Origin of the sequence: Citrobacter sp. UYEF32 (assembly GCF_040546205.1) — a bacterium.
Taxonomy (GTDB): Bacteria; Pseudomonadota; Gammaproteobacteria; order Enterobacterales; family Enterobacteriaceae; genus Phytobacter; species Phytobacter diazotrophicus.
In genome coordinates this window covers 656624-671637 of the sequence record NZ_JBEPNI010000002.1, presented here as the reverse complement: position 1 = coordinate 671637, position 15014 = coordinate 656624, and the positions used below count along the sequence as shown (strand labels likewise).

At 49.6% G+C, this 15014-nt stretch carries 14 protein-coding genes; 4 read left to right on the top strand and 10 right to left on the bottom strand.

Annotated elements, in window-relative coordinates:
• The first annotated feature begins 404 nt into the window (after window positions 1-404).
• Window positions 405-1775 carry a tyrosine phenol-lyase gene (locus tag ABIB59_RS07625; protein WP_107224555.1) on the top strand — a complete coding sequence of 457 codons (1371 nt, stop codon included), beginning with the start codon at window positions 405-407 and terminating at the stop codon, window positions 1773-1775.
• 160 nt (window positions 1776-1935) lie between these two features.
• Window positions 1936-3198, top strand: a complete 1263-nt coding sequence (locus ABIB59_RS07620; RefSeq protein WP_354034790.1) for an aromatic amino acid transporter — start codon at window positions 1936-1938, stop codon at window positions 3196-3198.
• Window positions 3199-3425: 227 nt separating this feature from the next.
• Here ABIB59_RS07620 and ABIB59_RS07615 read toward each other — a convergent pair whose 3' ends face one another.
• From ABIB59_RS07615 to exaC, 4 genes are all read right to left on the bottom strand, one after another.
• A complete protein-coding gene (locus ABIB59_RS07615; protein WP_039079418.1) occupies window positions 3426-4370 on the bottom strand; it encodes a diguanylate cyclase in 945 nt (314 codons plus the stop codon).
• A 5-nt stretch (window positions 4371-4375) separates the two neighbouring features.
• Window positions 4376-5014, bottom strand: a complete 639-nt coding sequence (locus tag ABIB59_RS07610) for a chemotaxis protein CheC (RefSeq protein WP_071196129.1) — start codon at window positions 5012-5014, stop codon at window positions 4376-4378.
• A complete protein-coding gene (locus ABIB59_RS07605; protein WP_223878705.1) occupies window positions 5014-5379 on the bottom strand; it encodes a response regulator in 366 nt (121 codons plus the stop codon). Before ABIB59_RS07605 ends, ABIB59_RS07610 begins: the two co-directional genes overlap by 1 nt.
• A 377-nt stretch (window positions 5380-5756) precedes the next feature.
• Window positions 5757-7277, bottom strand: a complete 1521-nt coding sequence (exaC, locus tag ABIB59_RS07600; RefSeq protein ID WP_039079421.1) for an acetaldehyde dehydrogenase ExaC — start codon at window positions 7275-7277, stop codon at window positions 5757-5759.
• A gap of 272 nt (window positions 7278-7549) precedes the next feature.
• Between exaC and ABIB59_RS07595 the strand changes: the two genes are divergently transcribed.
• Window positions 7550-9322 (top strand): sigma-54-dependent Fis family transcriptional regulator, encoded by a 1773-nt coding sequence (locus ABIB59_RS07595; RefSeq protein ID WP_354034787.1) that lies wholly within the window; start codon window positions 7550-7552, stop codon window positions 9320-9322.
• Window positions 9323-9448: 126 nt separating this feature from the next.
• Here the strand turns inward: ABIB59_RS07595 and ABIB59_RS07590 are convergent, their stop codons facing one another.
• From ABIB59_RS07590 to ABIB59_RS07580, 3 genes are read right to left on the bottom strand one after another with little or no spacing between them, the layout of a single operon-like run.
• Window positions 9449-10960 (bottom strand): hypothetical protein, encoded by a 1512-nt coding sequence (locus tag ABIB59_RS07590; protein WP_354034785.1) that lies wholly within the window; start codon window positions 10958-10960, stop codon window positions 9449-9451.
• Window positions 10960-11880, bottom strand: a complete 921-nt coding sequence (locus ABIB59_RS07585; protein WP_039079423.1) for a glycosyltransferase family 2 protein — start codon at window positions 11878-11880, stop codon at window positions 10960-10962. The genes ABIB59_RS07590 and ABIB59_RS07585 overlap by 1 nt, the downstream gene beginning before the upstream one ends.
• Window positions 11877-12236, bottom strand: a complete 360-nt coding sequence (locus ABIB59_RS07580; protein ID WP_103245679.1) for a GtrA family protein — start codon at window positions 12234-12236, stop codon at window positions 11877-11879. The genes ABIB59_RS07585 and ABIB59_RS07580 overlap by 4 nt, the downstream gene beginning before the upstream one ends.
• 926 nt (window positions 12237-13162) lie before the next feature.
• Here ABIB59_RS07580 and ABIB59_RS07575 point away from each other — a divergent pair.
• On the top strand, window positions 13163-13408 hold the full coding sequence (locus ABIB59_RS07575) for a SymE family type I addiction module toxin (protein ID WP_354034959.1): 246 nt from the start codon (window positions 13163-13165) through the stop codon (window positions 13406-13408).
• 163 nt (window positions 13409-13571) lie between these two features.
• Here the strand turns inward: ABIB59_RS07575 and ABIB59_RS07570 are convergent, their stop codons facing one another.
• The 3 genes from ABIB59_RS07570 to ABIB59_RS07560 form a co-directional block, all read right to left on the bottom strand.
• Window positions 13572-14003: an immunity 26/phosphotriesterase HocA family protein gene (locus ABIB59_RS07570; protein WP_354034783.1), complete on the bottom strand. Its 432-nt coding sequence runs from the start codon at window positions 14001-14003 to the stop codon at window positions 13572-13574.
• A 281-nt stretch (window positions 14004-14284) separates the two neighbouring features.
• Window positions 14285-14404 carry a glycohydrolase toxin TNT-related protein gene (locus ABIB59_RS07565; protein ID WP_354034781.1) on the bottom strand — a complete coding sequence of 40 codons (120 nt, stop codon included), beginning with the start codon at window positions 14402-14404 and terminating at the stop codon, window positions 14285-14287.
• 160 nt (window positions 14405-14564) lie between these two features.
• Entirely contained in the window at window positions 14565-14894 is a 330-nt protein-coding gene (locus ABIB59_RS07560) for a hypothetical protein (protein WP_354034779.1), read from the bottom strand.
• Window positions 14895-15014: the final 120 nt, after the last annotated feature.

Genomic DNA, 15014 nt, shown 5'->3' with positions numbered 1-15014 from the left:
TTAATGAAATGAATGAAAGCGAAAACGGGATTTATTTCTCAATTTCGCTTCGCTGGTTCACATTTCAAAACAGCGACAAAAAAACGTCGTTCACCGAATGTTCCAGAATAAACGGGTTTATTGTGCTCTTTTTTATGTCATCATGACTTATCACTCGTACAATCAATTGAAAATACAATATATTTTATTATTACCGTGAACTTTATCACCCGTTTTACATTATTTAAAAAAGCGCCGAAATCGAATTACCCTCCCGCTATTCCCTTTGCCATCTCTTTATCGCATGATGCGTTTGCCAAATGATTCCCGGGAAAGGGAAAGGACAATAAGACGCCTCCAGAATTAACTGGAGGAATTCGATTCGCTATAACTTTTTAAATTACAGAACTCACTGGAGATATAAAATGATCTATCCGGCAGAACCATTCCGTATTAAAAGTGTTGAAACCGTCTCAATGATTCCCCGTGACGAGCGTCTTAAAAAAATGGAAGAAGCAGGCCTGAATACCTTCTTATTGAATTCCAAAGATGTGTATATCGATCTGCTGACGGATAGCGGCACCAACGCCATGAGCGACAAACAGTGGGCGGGCATGATGATGGGTGATGAAGCCTACGCAGGCAGCGTCAACTTCTATCACCTGGAAGCCACCGTACGTGAGTTGTTCGGCTTTAAACATATTGTGCCAACCCACCAGGGACGTGGCGCGGAAAACCTGTTATCACAACTGGCGATAAAACCGGGACAGTATGTGGCGGGCAATATGTACTTCACCACTACCCGTTATCATCAGGAAAAAAATGGCGCCTCCTTTGTTGATATCGTGCGTGATGAAGCGCATGACGCCACGCTGAACGTTCCCTTTAAAGGTAATATCGACCTGAATAAACTGCAAAAATTGATCGATGAAAAAGGGGCCAAAAACATTGCCTATATCTGCCTGGCGGTGACCGTTAACCTGGCAGGTGGGCAGCCGGTTTCGATGGAAAACATGCGTGCGGTGCGTGAGCTCACCAGCGCACATGGCATCAAGGTTTATTACGATGCAACGCGCTGCGTGGAGAATGCTTATTACATCAAAGAGCAGGAAAAAGGCTTTGAGAATAAGAGCATTAAAGAGATCGTGCATGAGATGTTCAGCTATGCCGATGGCTGCACCATGAGCGGTAAAAAAGACTGTCTGGTGAATATCGGCGGCTTCCTGTGCATGAACGATGACGACCTGTTCTCTCAGGCGCGTGAGCTGGTGGTGGTTTACGAAGGGATGCCCTCTTACGGCGGCCTGGCCGGACGCGACATGGAAGCCATGGCGATTGGCCTGCGCGAAGCCATGCAGTTTGAATACATCGAGCACCGTATTAAGCAGGTACGCTATCTCGGTGACAAACTGAAAGCGGCGGGCGTGCCGATTGTTGAACCCGTTGGCGGCCACGCGGTATTCCTGGATGCCCGCCGTTTCTGCCCGCATTTGAGCCAGGAACAGTTCCCGGCGCAGAGCCTGGCGGCCAGTATTTACGTGGAAACCGGGGTGCGCAGCATGGAGCGCGGTATTATCTCCGCCGGGCGTAATAAAGAGACTGGCGAGCACCATAAACCGAAACTGGAAACTGTACGCCTGACCATTCCGCGCCGCGTATACACCTATGCGCATATGGATGTCGTCGCCGATGGGATTATTCAGTTATATAAACACAAAGAGGATATTCGCGGGTTACGGTTCACTTACGAACCTAAACAGTTGCGTTTCTTTACCGCACGCTTTGAATATATTTAATGTGTTTTCCTGCCCCATGACCTGATGGGGCAGTTTTGTTTCTCGCCGATAAAAAATGATGTTCAAACTTATATAACGCTACCCTGACTATTCGCGTTGCTGCTAACCCATGTGCAATCTGAATAACGACGGGTAGGATACTTATTCAGGAATATCTATTATGGCCCTCTCTTTATCTGAACCGATTCGTGACGCCGGGCTGACCAACGGCGCCATGCTTGTTATTGCCACCGTGGTGGGTGGCGGTATGTTTTCACTGCCTATCGCTATGGCGGGCGTCTGGTTTCCGGGTGCCACCCTGATCCTTATCGCTATTTCACTGATGATGCTGATGACCGGATTAATGCTGGTTGAGGTGAATCTGCATTTTGATGTCGGTGCCAGCTTTAATACATTTACCCTGGAACTGCTCGGCAAACGCTGGAATTTCGTGGTCGGCCTCGCCTTCGGTTTTGTTTTATATATTCTGACCTACGCCTATATTTCCGGCTCGTCGGCGGTATTATCGAACACCATCGCCAAATACAGCGGGATGCACTTACCTTCCCCTGTGTCGATTATTCTGGTTAGTGTGATTGTCAGCCTGATTGCCTGGTACAGCTCGCTGCTGGTTGGCCGCATCACCACCGTTCTGATCTTCGGTAAATTTATCGCTTTTTTCGCCACTTTTTCCGGCATGATCGGCACGATTAACGTTGATAATCTGTTCGATACCGCCAGCGTCGCCTTGCCGCAAACCCGCTATTTGCCCTATGTGTTAATGACACTGCCGTTTTGTATTATCTCTTTCGGTTTTCATGGCAATGTGCCAAGCCTGGTGAAGCTCTACGGTAAAGAGAATATTCACCACATTAAAAATTCCATCATCGTCGGAACGTTATTTGCGCTGATTCTCTATATCTTCTGGCTGGCGGTGACCATGGGCAATATCAGTCGTGCCGACTTCTCGCCGATCATCGCCAAAGGCGGCAATATTGATGTGTTTGTTGAGGCGATTGGCGGGATTTTTACCAGCCGCTATATGGAATTGATTTTGACCTTCTTCGGTAACTTTGCCGTTGCCAGTTCGCTACTGGCTGCCACGCTCGGGCTGTTTGATTACATCGCCGACCTGTTCCATTTTGCCAATAACGGCATCGGGCGCTGCAAAACGGCTATTGTGACCTACCTGCCCCCGGCGGCGGTGTGCCTGTTCTTCCCCAACGGCTTTGTCCACGCCATCGGCTATGCCGGGCTGGCGTTTACCATCTGGAGCGTGATCCTGCCACCTTTCCTGGTCAAAAGCGCCCGCCAGCGCTTCGCCACAGCCGCTTACCGTGCGCCCTGCAATAATGCCACGCTTAACACCGTTATCGTCTGCGGCGGGATCGTCTATTTAACCGTTATTCTGGAAGTTTTTGGCCTGCTTCCCGTTTTTCACTGACGGACAGTAGCATGGAGGATGGCGATGTTTCTGACACTGCTCCAGTATCAGCAGCCGCTGTTTTGTCGGTTTACGTTGCTGCGTGTCATGGTGACACTTTTACGCAGCGTGGGGCTACGTAGTAAAACACGCTGCCAGTGAGCAGGGCCTGCATTGCAGGCCCCGGTGGTAAAACGCTTTGCTGTGCTCGAATCCCCGCTTAACCCGGCTCGACGGTTTGGCGGGGATTACGCCTGGCTCCTGGCTGCGGTGCTGGCGCGAACAATGTTACGCCCGGAACGCTTAGCCTCGTAGAGTGCGTCATCCGCCGCCTGAATTAAGCTGCCATAGTCTGTATGCACGCGTTGGTTGAGGCTGGCAACACCTACGCTGACGCTCACGATGTCACCCGGCGAGCCAGAATGCGGCAGCCCCAGCGCCTGAACACTCGCACGTAATCTTTCCGCCACGACGACAGCATCAGCCGAGCGCGTTTCCGGCAATAGCGCACAAAACTCTTCCCCGCCGTAACGGAAAAGCATGTCATAGGGGCGCAACAGTGAACCTCGCATGGCCGCCGCGATCTGTTGCAGGCATAGATCGCCCTGCTGATGACCGTAGCGATCGTTGTAGCGCTTGAAGTAATCCACATCAATCAACAACAGCGCCAGTGGTTTGTTATTACGCTTACTGGCACGCCACTCTTTCTCAATACACAGATCGAAATAGCGACGGTTACCCACCGCCGTCAGTCCGTCGGATAACGATTGTGAGAGCAGCACATGTGCCTGTTCGCGTAACAGCGACTCCCGGCGAACGGCCATGCTGACATCGACAATTTGAATAAGGCAGTAACGCTCCACATCGCCCAGCGGGACGATAGTGATTGCCTGGCTTAAACGCTCACCGGGCTGTGCGGGTTCCGCAAACAGCGGGAAAGGCGAACGATGCAGCGATTGCGACAACAGTGCCGGTAAGTTGTGGCATATCGCTTGTTTAATCGCTACGCCAACCCGGTGGTTACGCAAATCCGGAAAAACTGCGAAAAAATCCTGACCTTTGGCTGCGCTTGCCGCACGACCTGTATGTGCTTCTAACCACGCGTTCCACAACGTAATCTTGTAGTTCGCATCAACAACAATCACGCCCAGACTCAGGGCGGAAAATGCATCCAGTAGCAGCTTGTCATTCATGGTTATCAGAGCCCGTCGGAAGCAAGACCAGATTCAACGCGTTCAATATAGAGGCTGATTTGTTCGCGCAAATCACGCAACGCCGACATGTCCAGGATAAAAGCCAGATACCCTTCAATTTCCTGACGTTCCAGCGAAAAATCGATGCGCAACATCAGCACCGATGGGTCGCTGGGGTCGTGCGACGGGTTCAGGATCTGCTCACTGGTCCCCACACGAAACACGGGCAATGAACCCTGTAACTCTTTTTGAAACATATTCGCCAGCGTGCCCACGCAGGCATTGAGCACAATGTTGCCGATTTCGCTCATCGCTTCGCGCTCCATCTCACCCAGTTCATGGGCAGGGATGAGATCCCCTACCATCATGCGGACAATTTCAAAGCTGGCGGTCTCCGGAAACATCAGAATAGCTTCGGTGGCGTAAGCCCCTTTGTATTGCTGGCTGATGCCACACAATGAGAGACCGGCCCCGAGCTCATCGGCCGCTTCCGAACGGGTGGTAATGCGCACCGACGGGACAGACATGCGGACTTCTTCATTAACGATGTCACTCATCGCGGCAGCCGCGTGACCCACACCGATATTGAAGATCTCCATCAGGCTGTCTGCTTCGATTTCGCTCATATCCGTCAAATCGATCATCAGTTCGACTCCAGGTTTTGCAGCATGGCGCGAATTTGCGGTTCTTTAATCGGTTTGGATAAAAAGCCCAGACCAAGCTGGTCGGCCTGCGCCTGCACGGAGTTCTGCACGTTAGCCGTCAGCAGTACGATGTGCATATCCGGGTGCGTCTCACGCAGGATAGCCGCCGCCGCAAGACCGCCCATTCCTGGCATATTGACATCCAACAGGATCAGATACGGTTTTTTGATGGCCGCCATCTCAATAGCCTGCTCGCCCGTCATCGCCTCTTCAATCTGCCACTCAGGGTGCTGGCTGAGCACATACTGCTTTGAGATCATGCGTGACAACCGGCTGTCATCCACGATGAGAATATGTCTGGACATAATTTTACTTTCTCTTTTATTTATTCAACTGGCATAAAAATCACCCGACTAGCTGTGTCGGTCTTTGCACGCAGTACCGCTTATTCTCACCCTGATTGCGCAATATTTCCGTTAGGTAACACTATTCATCGGCAACAATGACGAATTAATTAGTGCCAGATTGTAAGAAGTTGCATATTGCGTGCAGCTTAGTCTGCTAATTGATGTTTTATTCGCCACAACGCCATTCTAGTGCGAAAACAGGCGGGCAATGCGCAGAAAAAAGAGGCATATGTGCAAGGCGGCCATACATTACGCAGGGTACCTCGCCGCTAAAAAGAGAAAAGCGGAGCATGGCTGCCCCGCTTTTCCCCGATGTTGACGCAATAAACGCAGTATTAGTAGAAGCCCATCGCCTTACCGCTGTAGCTCACCAGCAAGTTTTTAATCTGTTGATAGTGGCTCAGCGCGAGTTTATGGGTCTCACGCCCTACGCCGGAGTTTTTATAGCCACCAAATGCCGCATGGGCCGGATAGAGATGGTAGCAGTTGGTCCACACGCGACCGGCTTTAATGTTGCGCCCCATGCGCCATGCACGATTAATATCCAGCGTCCACAGCCCGGCCCCCAGTCCATATTCCGTGTCGTTCGCGATACGCAGCGCTTCCGCTTCATCTTTAAAGGTGGTGATCCCGATAACCGGCCCGAAGATCTCCTCCTGGAAGCAGCGCATATGGTTCTCGCCTTTGATCAATGTCGGCTGAATATAGAAGCCATTTTGCAGATGGTTATCGTGCGCAACGTGCGCGCCGCCGGTGATGATTTCGCCCCCTTCTTCTCTGGCGATATTGATATAAGAGAGGATCTTGTCGTACTGCTCGCGCGAGGCCTGCGCGCCGATCATGGTGTCGGTGTCAAAGGGGTCGCCTTTGCGGATGTTTTCCATACGCGCCACGACTTTTTCAACAAACTGCGGGTAGATAGATTCTTGTACCAGCACGCGTGACGGACATGTACAGACTTCGCCCTGGTTAAAGAAGCCCAGCACCACCCCTTCGATGGCTTTATCGATATACTCTTCGTCGCCATTGAGCACATCTTCAAAGTAGATGTTCGGCGATTTACCGCCCAGTTCGACGGTGCTCGGAATGATGTTGTCTGCGGCACAAGAGAGAATGTGGCGGCCAATAGGCGTTGATCCGGTAAAGGCGATTTTTTCAATACGCTTGCTGCGCGCCAGCGGTTCACCCGCTTCGGTACCGTAGCCGTGCACCACGTTCAGCACCCCTTTCGGCAGCAAATCACCAATTAACTCCATCAGCACGCAAATGCCGAGCGGGGTCTGTTCTGCCGGTTTCAGTACGATACAGTTACCTGCCGCCAGCGCCGGCGCCAGTTTCCAGGCGGCCATCAATAGTGGAAAGTTCCACGGGATAATCTGACCGACCACTCCCAGCGGTTCATAAATGTGGTAGGCGACGGTATTGCTGTCAATTTCTGCTGCCGTCCCTTCCTGTGCGCGGATACAGCCCGCAAAGTAGCGGAAGTGATCCACCGCCAGCGGCAAGTCGGCATTCAGGGTTTCGCGGATCGGTTTACCGTTATCCCAGGTTTCCGTCAGCGCCAGCAGCTCCAGATTCTGCTCAATGCGATCGGCGATCGCCAGCAGCACGTTGGAACGATCCTGCGCGCTGGTTTTGCCCCACGCGTCTGCGGCGGCATGGGCGGCGTCGAGCGCCTTTTCAATGTCTGCGGCACCTGAACGCGGGAACTCAGCAATCACTTCCCCGGTCACCGGCGTGGTGTTGGTAAACCAGCGCCCTTCTACAGGATCGACAAATTCACCGCCAATGTAGTTGCCATAACGTTTTTTAAAGGAGACTTTAGCGCCAGTCTGGCCAGGGTGAATGTATTTCATAAGATGTTCCTCTATTTTTATGGGTACAGGTGAGGCGTCGCGCCCTGTGCGGACATCCCTTCATAAGCAGCTCTTATGCCAAAACCTGCGCCGAACAGAGAAAATCTTTTATCTTTTTCTAAAACAGTAGGTTACGAAATTAAAATTTTTATCATTGCTGTCTGACAGGATAAAAAAATCGCACCGCCCTTCGCGAACTGTGTCGTCCATCGCTACACGCGGGACACTTTTATGCTACACAATTGTAACATCTCAGTTCTCCGGAGTGTGCCATGCCGCATCGCGTACCGTCTTTTACTCTCGCCCCGCAGACCACCGGGCTTCCCTGCCAACTGGAAGACTCCTGGCAGCGTAGCCTCAATTACGGGCTTCACCGCGACGACGACACCCAGCCGTGGGTGGCCAGGTCGATGCTGAAAGACGCGCGGGCGGAAAATGCCTGGATAAGCCAGTTAGTTGCGCCGCTTCTTGCCAGGCTGCAACCGGAATTGTCCAGCCATCCGTCTATTATGGTGATGTCGGATGCCACCGGCCTGGTACTGGAAACCCACGGCAATGCCGATTTCCTGCATAAAGCGCAGCGTTATGCGCTGGCGCCGGGCAATTTGTGGGGTGAACACGCACGGGGAACCAACGCCATTGGCACCGCGCTGGCTATGCAGCGCCACTGCGAGGTCTCCGGCGGTGAGCACTACCTTAACCGCAATGCCGGGCTGTTCTGTTCCGCTTCACCGGTGTTCCGCCCGGACGGCACCGTGGCCGGCGTACTGGACATCTCCACCCCGGCGCAACTGCCGAAACACGATGCGGCCGCCCTGATTCGCCGGGCAGTCTGCCAGATTGAGCATGCGTGGGCCGCCAGCACCGTCAGTGCCGATCGCTGGTTGCTGAGCCTGCACAGTGACGCCAGCGTGCTGGGAAGCGCTCAGGAGCTGCTGCTGATTTTTGAGCAGAACACGTTGCTGGGAGCAAACAAGCTGGCGATAGACGAGTTCTGTCTCACACCGGGACACTTTGGTGCGACAGCGATCGAGACACTGTTTCCAGGCATTACTCTTAATGCGGGTGAAACCACCCTGGAAGCCAGCAATTGTCAGCGTTATTACGCCCGCCAGACCACACCCACGCGCCGCTATATGGGGCGTGGCGTCGCCCGCACGCCGGTTACGGTTGACCCGGAAAAAGAGAAAGCGCTGCGGATTATCAATGCCGGGATTGCCCTGTGTATCACCGGCGAGACAGGAAGCGGTAAAGAGCATTGCGCCCGCGAGTTACACAGCCGCAGCCAGTGGCGGGAGGGTAATTTTGTCGCCATTAACTGCGCGGCCCTGCCCGAGAATCTGATTGAATCGGAGCTGTTTGGCTATGCCCCAGGCGCATTTACCGGGGCCAACCCGAAAGGTTATAGCGGGAAATTCCGCGAAGCCCACGGCGGCGTTCTGTTTCTTGATGAAATCGGCGATATGCCACCGGGTCTGCAAACCCGGTTGCTTAGGGTATTGCAGGAGAAAAAAGTGACGCCGCTCGGCTCAAATACCGCCTACAGCGTCAATTTTGCGCTGATCTGCGCCACCCATCAGGATCTTACCGCGCAGGTGGCCGCTGGGGCATTTCGTGAAGACCTGCTGTACCGCATTCAGGAGTTTCATCTGCGCATCCCGCCGCTGCGCGAATGGCCCGACACTCGCCAGTTTATCCAGAAATTGTGGCAGGAGCTGGGCGCCAGCGCGCGTGATATTACCCTTAGCGAAGAGGCTATCCACGCCCTTGCCGCCCGCCCCTGGCCGGGCAATGTGCGTCAGTTGTTAAGCCAGTTGCGGGTATTACTGGCGCTGGCGGATGACCATTCGGTGGTCCGGCTGGCGGATCTGCCCGGCGATCCCACTCCCGCCCCGGCGCCCGTTATGCTGTCTGCCCCTGCCGATGAGCAAATTGCCATCCGTGAGGCCCAGGGCAATATGAGCCTGGCGGCAAAAAAACTGGGAATTTCACGCAGTACGCTTTACCGGCGACTGGAAAAACGCCAGAGCGTCGGCAGCGTCTGAATTGCGCTTACCGGGGTGTTTCCCTTGCTCAGAACAGAGATTGGCTTTCCCTGCCTGTCGGGTTATTAGAGAGGATGAATCGGTGAGCCCTGATGTGAATTGATACCTCAGGGCTCACCGTTGTGCTTAGCGTAGCGGTATCCGGTGGTGATAAACGAAAATCGTCATATCGGCGTAGAGCAGCGTCTCGTCAGGTTTGCCCAACTGCGCCCTCACCGCCTCCAGGCGCGGATGGGGTGCCGTTTCCGTTTCGACTGCGGGGATCGCCACAAACTGGCGCTCCGGCGAGGTTTGCACGTAAGCATCGGTTAACCACGATCTCAGCGTCTGAGGGCGCGTGTTATCAAACTGAATATGGAAATCGGTTTGATCAAACATTACCGGGGAAATATGGATTTCACCAAACGATAACCAGTTAACGTTGTTAGATAATTTCCAGTAATCCCCGTAACCGAAAGTCAGATTATTCTTTTTCAGGAAGGAGATGTAGTCGTACGTCTGGTTTTCCTGGTCGTACAACGGCTTAGTAGTAACCTGATAAGAATAGAGAGAAGAGGCAATATAAAGCGGGAATACCAGCGCAATCACGGCCTTCTTCGTGAAGGAAAAGGCCAGAACGACCATCACAATAGCAAAACAGACCGCGCTGACAAAAAAGCGGGCGCTGATATCAGCGGGGGCATCATAGCTGATAATAAATGATGAAATAATGCCGGAGACGGTAAAGAAGCTGAACAGTGAGACAAAAATCGCCTCAGTGCCTTTCCTTAAACAAATAATAACGGCGCACAGGAACAGGGCCATCCAGATAACAAAAGAGGCGATATAGGCCAGCGGCGTGTGAACAAAAAAGAGATTCAGGCTCTTTCCTAAAAGCTGAACGACCCACGCGGCATTATCCGGCCATTGCGCCATTGGTATCAGTTTAAAACGCTGAATCGGCAAGCCCATCAGTCTTTGCAGAGCGTGGGACATGCTGATAATAAAACTCACACCCAATATGATACTGAACTTCTTAGGAAGAAGGCGTCGCCAGCTAAAATAGCCACAGGTCAGCTGTAACGGGAGAAAATACGTGGCCAAAAACCACGGGTCAGAAATAGAGGCAAAAAGCGCAATAAAGGTCGTCAGCCAGAGTACAGGTTGGGATTTTTTCTGGATATTGAAGAACGCCAGCGCAAAAACCAGCACCCCAAAGAAATTGGTAGAGTAATGCGAAAAAGGATGCGCAGCGAAACCAAAGGTGTAAACGTAAGCCGGGAGCAGAATCAGGCAAATAGCCGCAAGCAGTGCGTGCCAGGCTTTCGACATCGTATAAACGACCGATGCCAGAATAAAAGCGCTTAACCCCACAAATGCTGACGTAGACAGAACCAGCGGATGAATGCCGTCGCTCCCCATCAGCGCAAAAAAGAGGAAATTGACGGGATAGGTGGTGAAATACCAGTTATCCGGCGTGGGTGCCCAGTCTTTAAAAGCGGAAAACCCCTCGGTAAGAAACGCCCGCCAGACCAGAGGACTATTGGCAGAGTCCGGGTCCAGGGAAAAATAACGCATTGTCAAAAAGTAAGAACCACCAAGGGCAATAATTAACAACAACAGAAAGAATCCGACTTCTTTCAGGCTAAACTTAAACATTACTTATCCTTTTTCGCGCCTTTTACAATATAGCGAGGCCTTTTTTTGGTCTCGATATAAATCCTACCAATATACTCACCCAAAACCCCAATACCAATGAGTTGCACACCACCCAGGAACAGGATCGATACAAGTAACGACGGATAACCGGCCACCGCATTTCCCCATATCAGCTTATCGATAATCATCCATGTCCCATAAAGGAATGAGAGCGCGGCGACCAAAAAGCCAAGATAGGTCCAGACCCTGAGCGGTAAGGTAGAAAAGCTGGTAAAGCCTTCCAGCGCCAGGTTCCATAATTTCCAGCCGTTAAATTTCGACTCTCCGCGAACCCGTTTTGAGCGGGTATACTCGACCACCGCTACCTCGCCCTCAACCCAACTCAATAAGCCCTTCATGAACAAATTGCGTTCCTGTAGTAGCTTGATATTTTCGACCGTTTCACGCGACAACAGACGAAAATCCCCTACGTTCTCTTCAATCTTCGGTGAACTTATTTTGTTGTGGATCCGGTAAAACCAGCCGGCAGTTTTACGTTTGAAATGGCTGTCACTGCTTCTGTCGCTACGCTTGGCAAGGACCACGGACCAGCCTTCCTGCCATTTATTAATAAGCTCAGGAATAACCTCTAACGGGTCCTGAAGATCCACATCAATTGGGATAACCGCATCCCCCGTGGCATATTCGAGCCCTGCCAGCAATGCGGGCTCCTTACCAAAGTTACGGATGAAGTTAATCGCGTTAACGCCAGGATCTGCCTTCGCAAGCGCATTGATAATCTGCTCCGTGGCATCTGTACTGCCATCATTAATAAAGACAATTTCAAGATCGTATTCAGAAAGCGTCTCTTTCGCCGCCTGATAGAAAACAGGAATGGCGTCTTCTTCGTTAAAGACGGGAACAACCAAAGAAATCTTCACTTTTTCACCCTGAAGACAATGAATCTGGAGTAGATAAAACCGAAAACCAGACTGATAGCAGAAAACGCTACGAGTGTAATCACGGGGTTAATATGCGCGCGATCGGCCAGTTTACCGACGCCCGCCGCCATAGCCCCCATAAAAATGACATACAACACGTAGCGAACGGTCGTCGCCTGGGCTTTGAATGTCCAGCGGGCGTTGACGAAAAATGAAAACGTCACGGCGACACAAAAGGCAGCAAGATTGGCTATCGTCTGGCTGGCACCTGCAAAGAACAGAATGGCGAACACCAGCCAGTGGAGAAGCGTATTGATCACGCCCACGGAGGTGTATCGGACGAACAGTTTTAGCATAAGAATAGCCAGGGTTACCCTGGGCCAGGTCAGGTCGCTGTTTGGGCAGGGATTTTAGCAGTTGCCGCCATAGAGTGAAAGCCAGGATCAGGTAGCACGCAGTATGACGAGGCGAGGAAATTCGTCGGGGATGGATGGTTTTGTGGGGTATCGAGGGTTCACAAAATGCTGCACTGTGTTATTCGCGATGGTCGATCATAACAGCGCTTAGATACGCCGGATTAATTTCAAGAGTCCCTCACAAATTTGCCGCTTACCTACATCTTTCAAACAAATGTAAATCCAGGCTTAAACCGGTATTTCTTTTAAAAAGCGCTTTTTTTTAATAAGTTATAAACTTACAAACATTTACACAAAACCGTTTTCACACAATTTTTGTGTGTGTAATAGTCAGCGGACACAAGATGCTGAAGCCAAACAAGAGGGATTTTATGTTAAGCATCAGAGGATTAACTTTTTTTGAAATAGCTCAGGTGAGTGGTGGTGGCAATGCGGCTGTATCAAACATTGGTGCGACCTGTGATTTCGATTCTCATTCCAGCTCACGCTCAGGTGTGCCGTTTAGGTGATGAGCAAAATGAATTTTAATTTAACTGACTCGCTTACTTATCTGGCAAAAATCATTCTGGTTTTGCTGTTGAGTTACACTGTTTATAATCAGCTTAATAATGGATTGCAATGCAGTAACAGTCACAACATTGCAAATATACTAATTTATATGTGCCTGGTTAGCGGTATTATTTCGGTATCAAATACAGTAATTAATACAGTAGCAATGCTATTCAACAAAAAATCGATCAAAGCACCTCCTCAGTAACAGACTCACCATAACATACGAAAAGCGCCCATATCATACGGATAAGCTCCCGCCGCTCCCTGATAGTCCCTTTATCTGCACCGGGCCACTCTAAAGCAGAACCCGCCACATAAACAGCAAAACCCGCATTACCACGTACTACTCACAACATTCCAGCTTTTATCTCAAAGGCGACGGGTTGAAAGAGGCGGGATTTGAGACCGGGCGCAGCGTAACCGTGAAGATCTCACAGGGACGTATTGTGCTGATGGCAGAGGGTAACGAGGTGCAGGAGCTGCGTGAGCAGCTTTACCAGGTTAAAGAGGGGGTGAAAGAAATGAAAGGCGGAAAATCGGGCGTAATATGTGATATATAAAATAAAGGCAGCAAAGTGCTTGAGATATTTCCAGGCGTTTATTTAATGTAGGATTATTTTTCCTTTATATGGTACATATCTTTATCACTCTATATATAATACTTATATTTATCAAAGTTAATGTCTACGATAGCTAACAGGGGAAGTAACCTTCCCCTGATGATCACATATTGGTCAGAACATTGTCGACAAGCTCAAATCCGGAAACCCCCATCGTTGTGTAATTAGGGTATTCAGCAACAGACAACCGCCTGATTTCCTCCTCACCATCATATAAACCACCAGCATAATTAAATATTTTTAATTGTTTTTTTTCTTCTGTGAGATCAGCGTGACCAATAATTTTCCAAACACCTTTACTAATATTTTGATTACCAGTAAAAATAACCTTCATCTCTTTGCCAAATTTTTCAAAAGATAATGGTGTTAGTGAACCGCTATCCTTAAGTTCTTCGGTATTCTGTATTGATAAAATGCAGAACCCTATCGCTTGTTTGAACTTTTGCTTTGGAGCAAAGACAATCTGACAAAGCGCATATTTGCCATTACTCATAAGAATGACGAATATGTCACCCTCTTTATATTTTACTTTCATAAACCATTACCTTTTAGAATTGATAATGCATCTTCCAATACTTTCCCACCCCAATCACTGCTATGACCCGCAATATCATATGTACTAGCGTTTGGGTTATTAGGGATATGATCTAATTTTATTGAGGAGATTTGTTAAGGAATTCGTTGATTTAGCTCTACCATTAAGAACCATAATCCTTTGTTCTAAGTATTTAGCTTCCGCTTTGGTGCATCGCCACGTCCTACATAGATAATATTCTTTCCATCCTGTTGCATATACAACCCTGTCCATTTATAGGATCATAATGTTTGCCTGTACCTCCAGCCTGGTTGGTTAAACCAGGGTATTGCTGGCCCAGTATCAGCATGGATAGGGACGAGAACTTCATTGACTTTATATGGTTTATTCAGCGTATCCAATGGTAATGTACGTCTCTCAAAATACAAGAACTGTGCGAGCAGCTTTATCTGGCTAAAGAGGTGCTTAAGGGAATTAAGAACGTCATTGTTTAGTGAATTAAACCAAAGCCAGGTAATTAAAGAACCGAGTAGGTTTTATAATCCTCCCGGCTTTGGTTACTTATGGCATCAGTTTTTTAATATCTTCAATAGTCAAACTAAAACTATCCATAGTATTTTCATTTAATCCCAAACAAAATTCATTATCTATTTTTTTCAACCAATAATAAAACCCAATAAATATACTCTCATTTTCCTCTGTCAACTCCATAAAACCATAATCAGTATATGACAACTCTAATGACCTTATTATGCATTTAAAAACATCTTTGTTTTCGATTAAGTCATCTGATTCAACGGTCATTAAAAAACTAATTATCAATAGCTCATCCGATATATCCATTACCGTAGGAAGAGATGAGACTTTATCCTTTATTTCTCGTAATTTCATATTAATATCTTAATAAGATGAACCATCAAGAGGGATATGGGCACCATTGGATCTAATTTGAACGTTCCCAATGTACCATCAGTTCTAAAGACCTCTCCAGTCGAAGTATTTTTCATACTT

What these genes read in the sequence shown, in the direction of transcription:
- ABIB59_RS07625 (WP_107224555.1), top strand. Translation starts at nt 405, where the DNA reads ATGATCTATCCGGCAGAACCATTCCGTATTAAAAGTGTTGAAACCGTC.
- ABIB59_RS07620 (WP_354034790.1), top strand. Translation starts at nt 1,936, where the DNA reads ATGGCCCTCTCTTTATCTGAACCGATTCGTGACGCCGGGCTGACCAAC.
- ABIB59_RS07615 (WP_039079418.1), bottom strand. Translation starts at nt 4,370, where the DNA reads ATGAATGACAAGCTGCTACTGGATGCATTTTCCGCCCTGAGTCTGGGC.
- ABIB59_RS07610 (WP_071196129.1), bottom strand. Translation starts at nt 5,014, where the DNA reads ATGATCGATTTGACGGATATGAGCGAAATCGAAGCAGACAGCCTGATG.
- ABIB59_RS07605 (WP_223878705.1), bottom strand. Translation starts at nt 5,379, where the DNA reads ATGTCCAGACATATTCTCATCGTGGATGACAGCCGGTTGTCACGCATG.
- exaC (WP_039079421.1), bottom strand. Translation starts at nt 7,277, where the DNA reads ATGAAATACATTCACCCTGGCCAGACTGGCGCTAAAGTCTCCTTTAAA.
- ABIB59_RS07595 (WP_354034787.1), top strand. Translation starts at nt 7,550, where the DNA reads ATGCCGCATCGCGTACCGTCTTTTACTCTCGCCCCGCAGACCACCGGG.
- ABIB59_RS07590 (WP_354034785.1), bottom strand. Translation starts at nt 10,960, where the DNA reads ATGTTTAAGTTTAGCCTGAAAGAAGTCGGATTCTTTCTGTTGTTGTTA.
- ABIB59_RS07580 (WP_103245679.1), bottom strand. Translation starts at nt 12,236, where the DNA reads ATGCTAAAACTGTTCGTCCGATACACCTCCGTGGGCGTGATCAATACG.
- ABIB59_RS07570 (WP_354034783.1), bottom strand. Translation starts at nt 14,003, where the DNA reads ATGAAAGTAAAATATAAAGAGGGTGACATATTCGTCATTCTTATGAGT.
- ABIB59_RS07560 (WP_354034779.1), bottom strand. Translation starts at nt 14,894, where the DNA reads ATGAAATTACGAGAAATAAAGGATAAAGTCTCATCTCTTCCTACGGTA.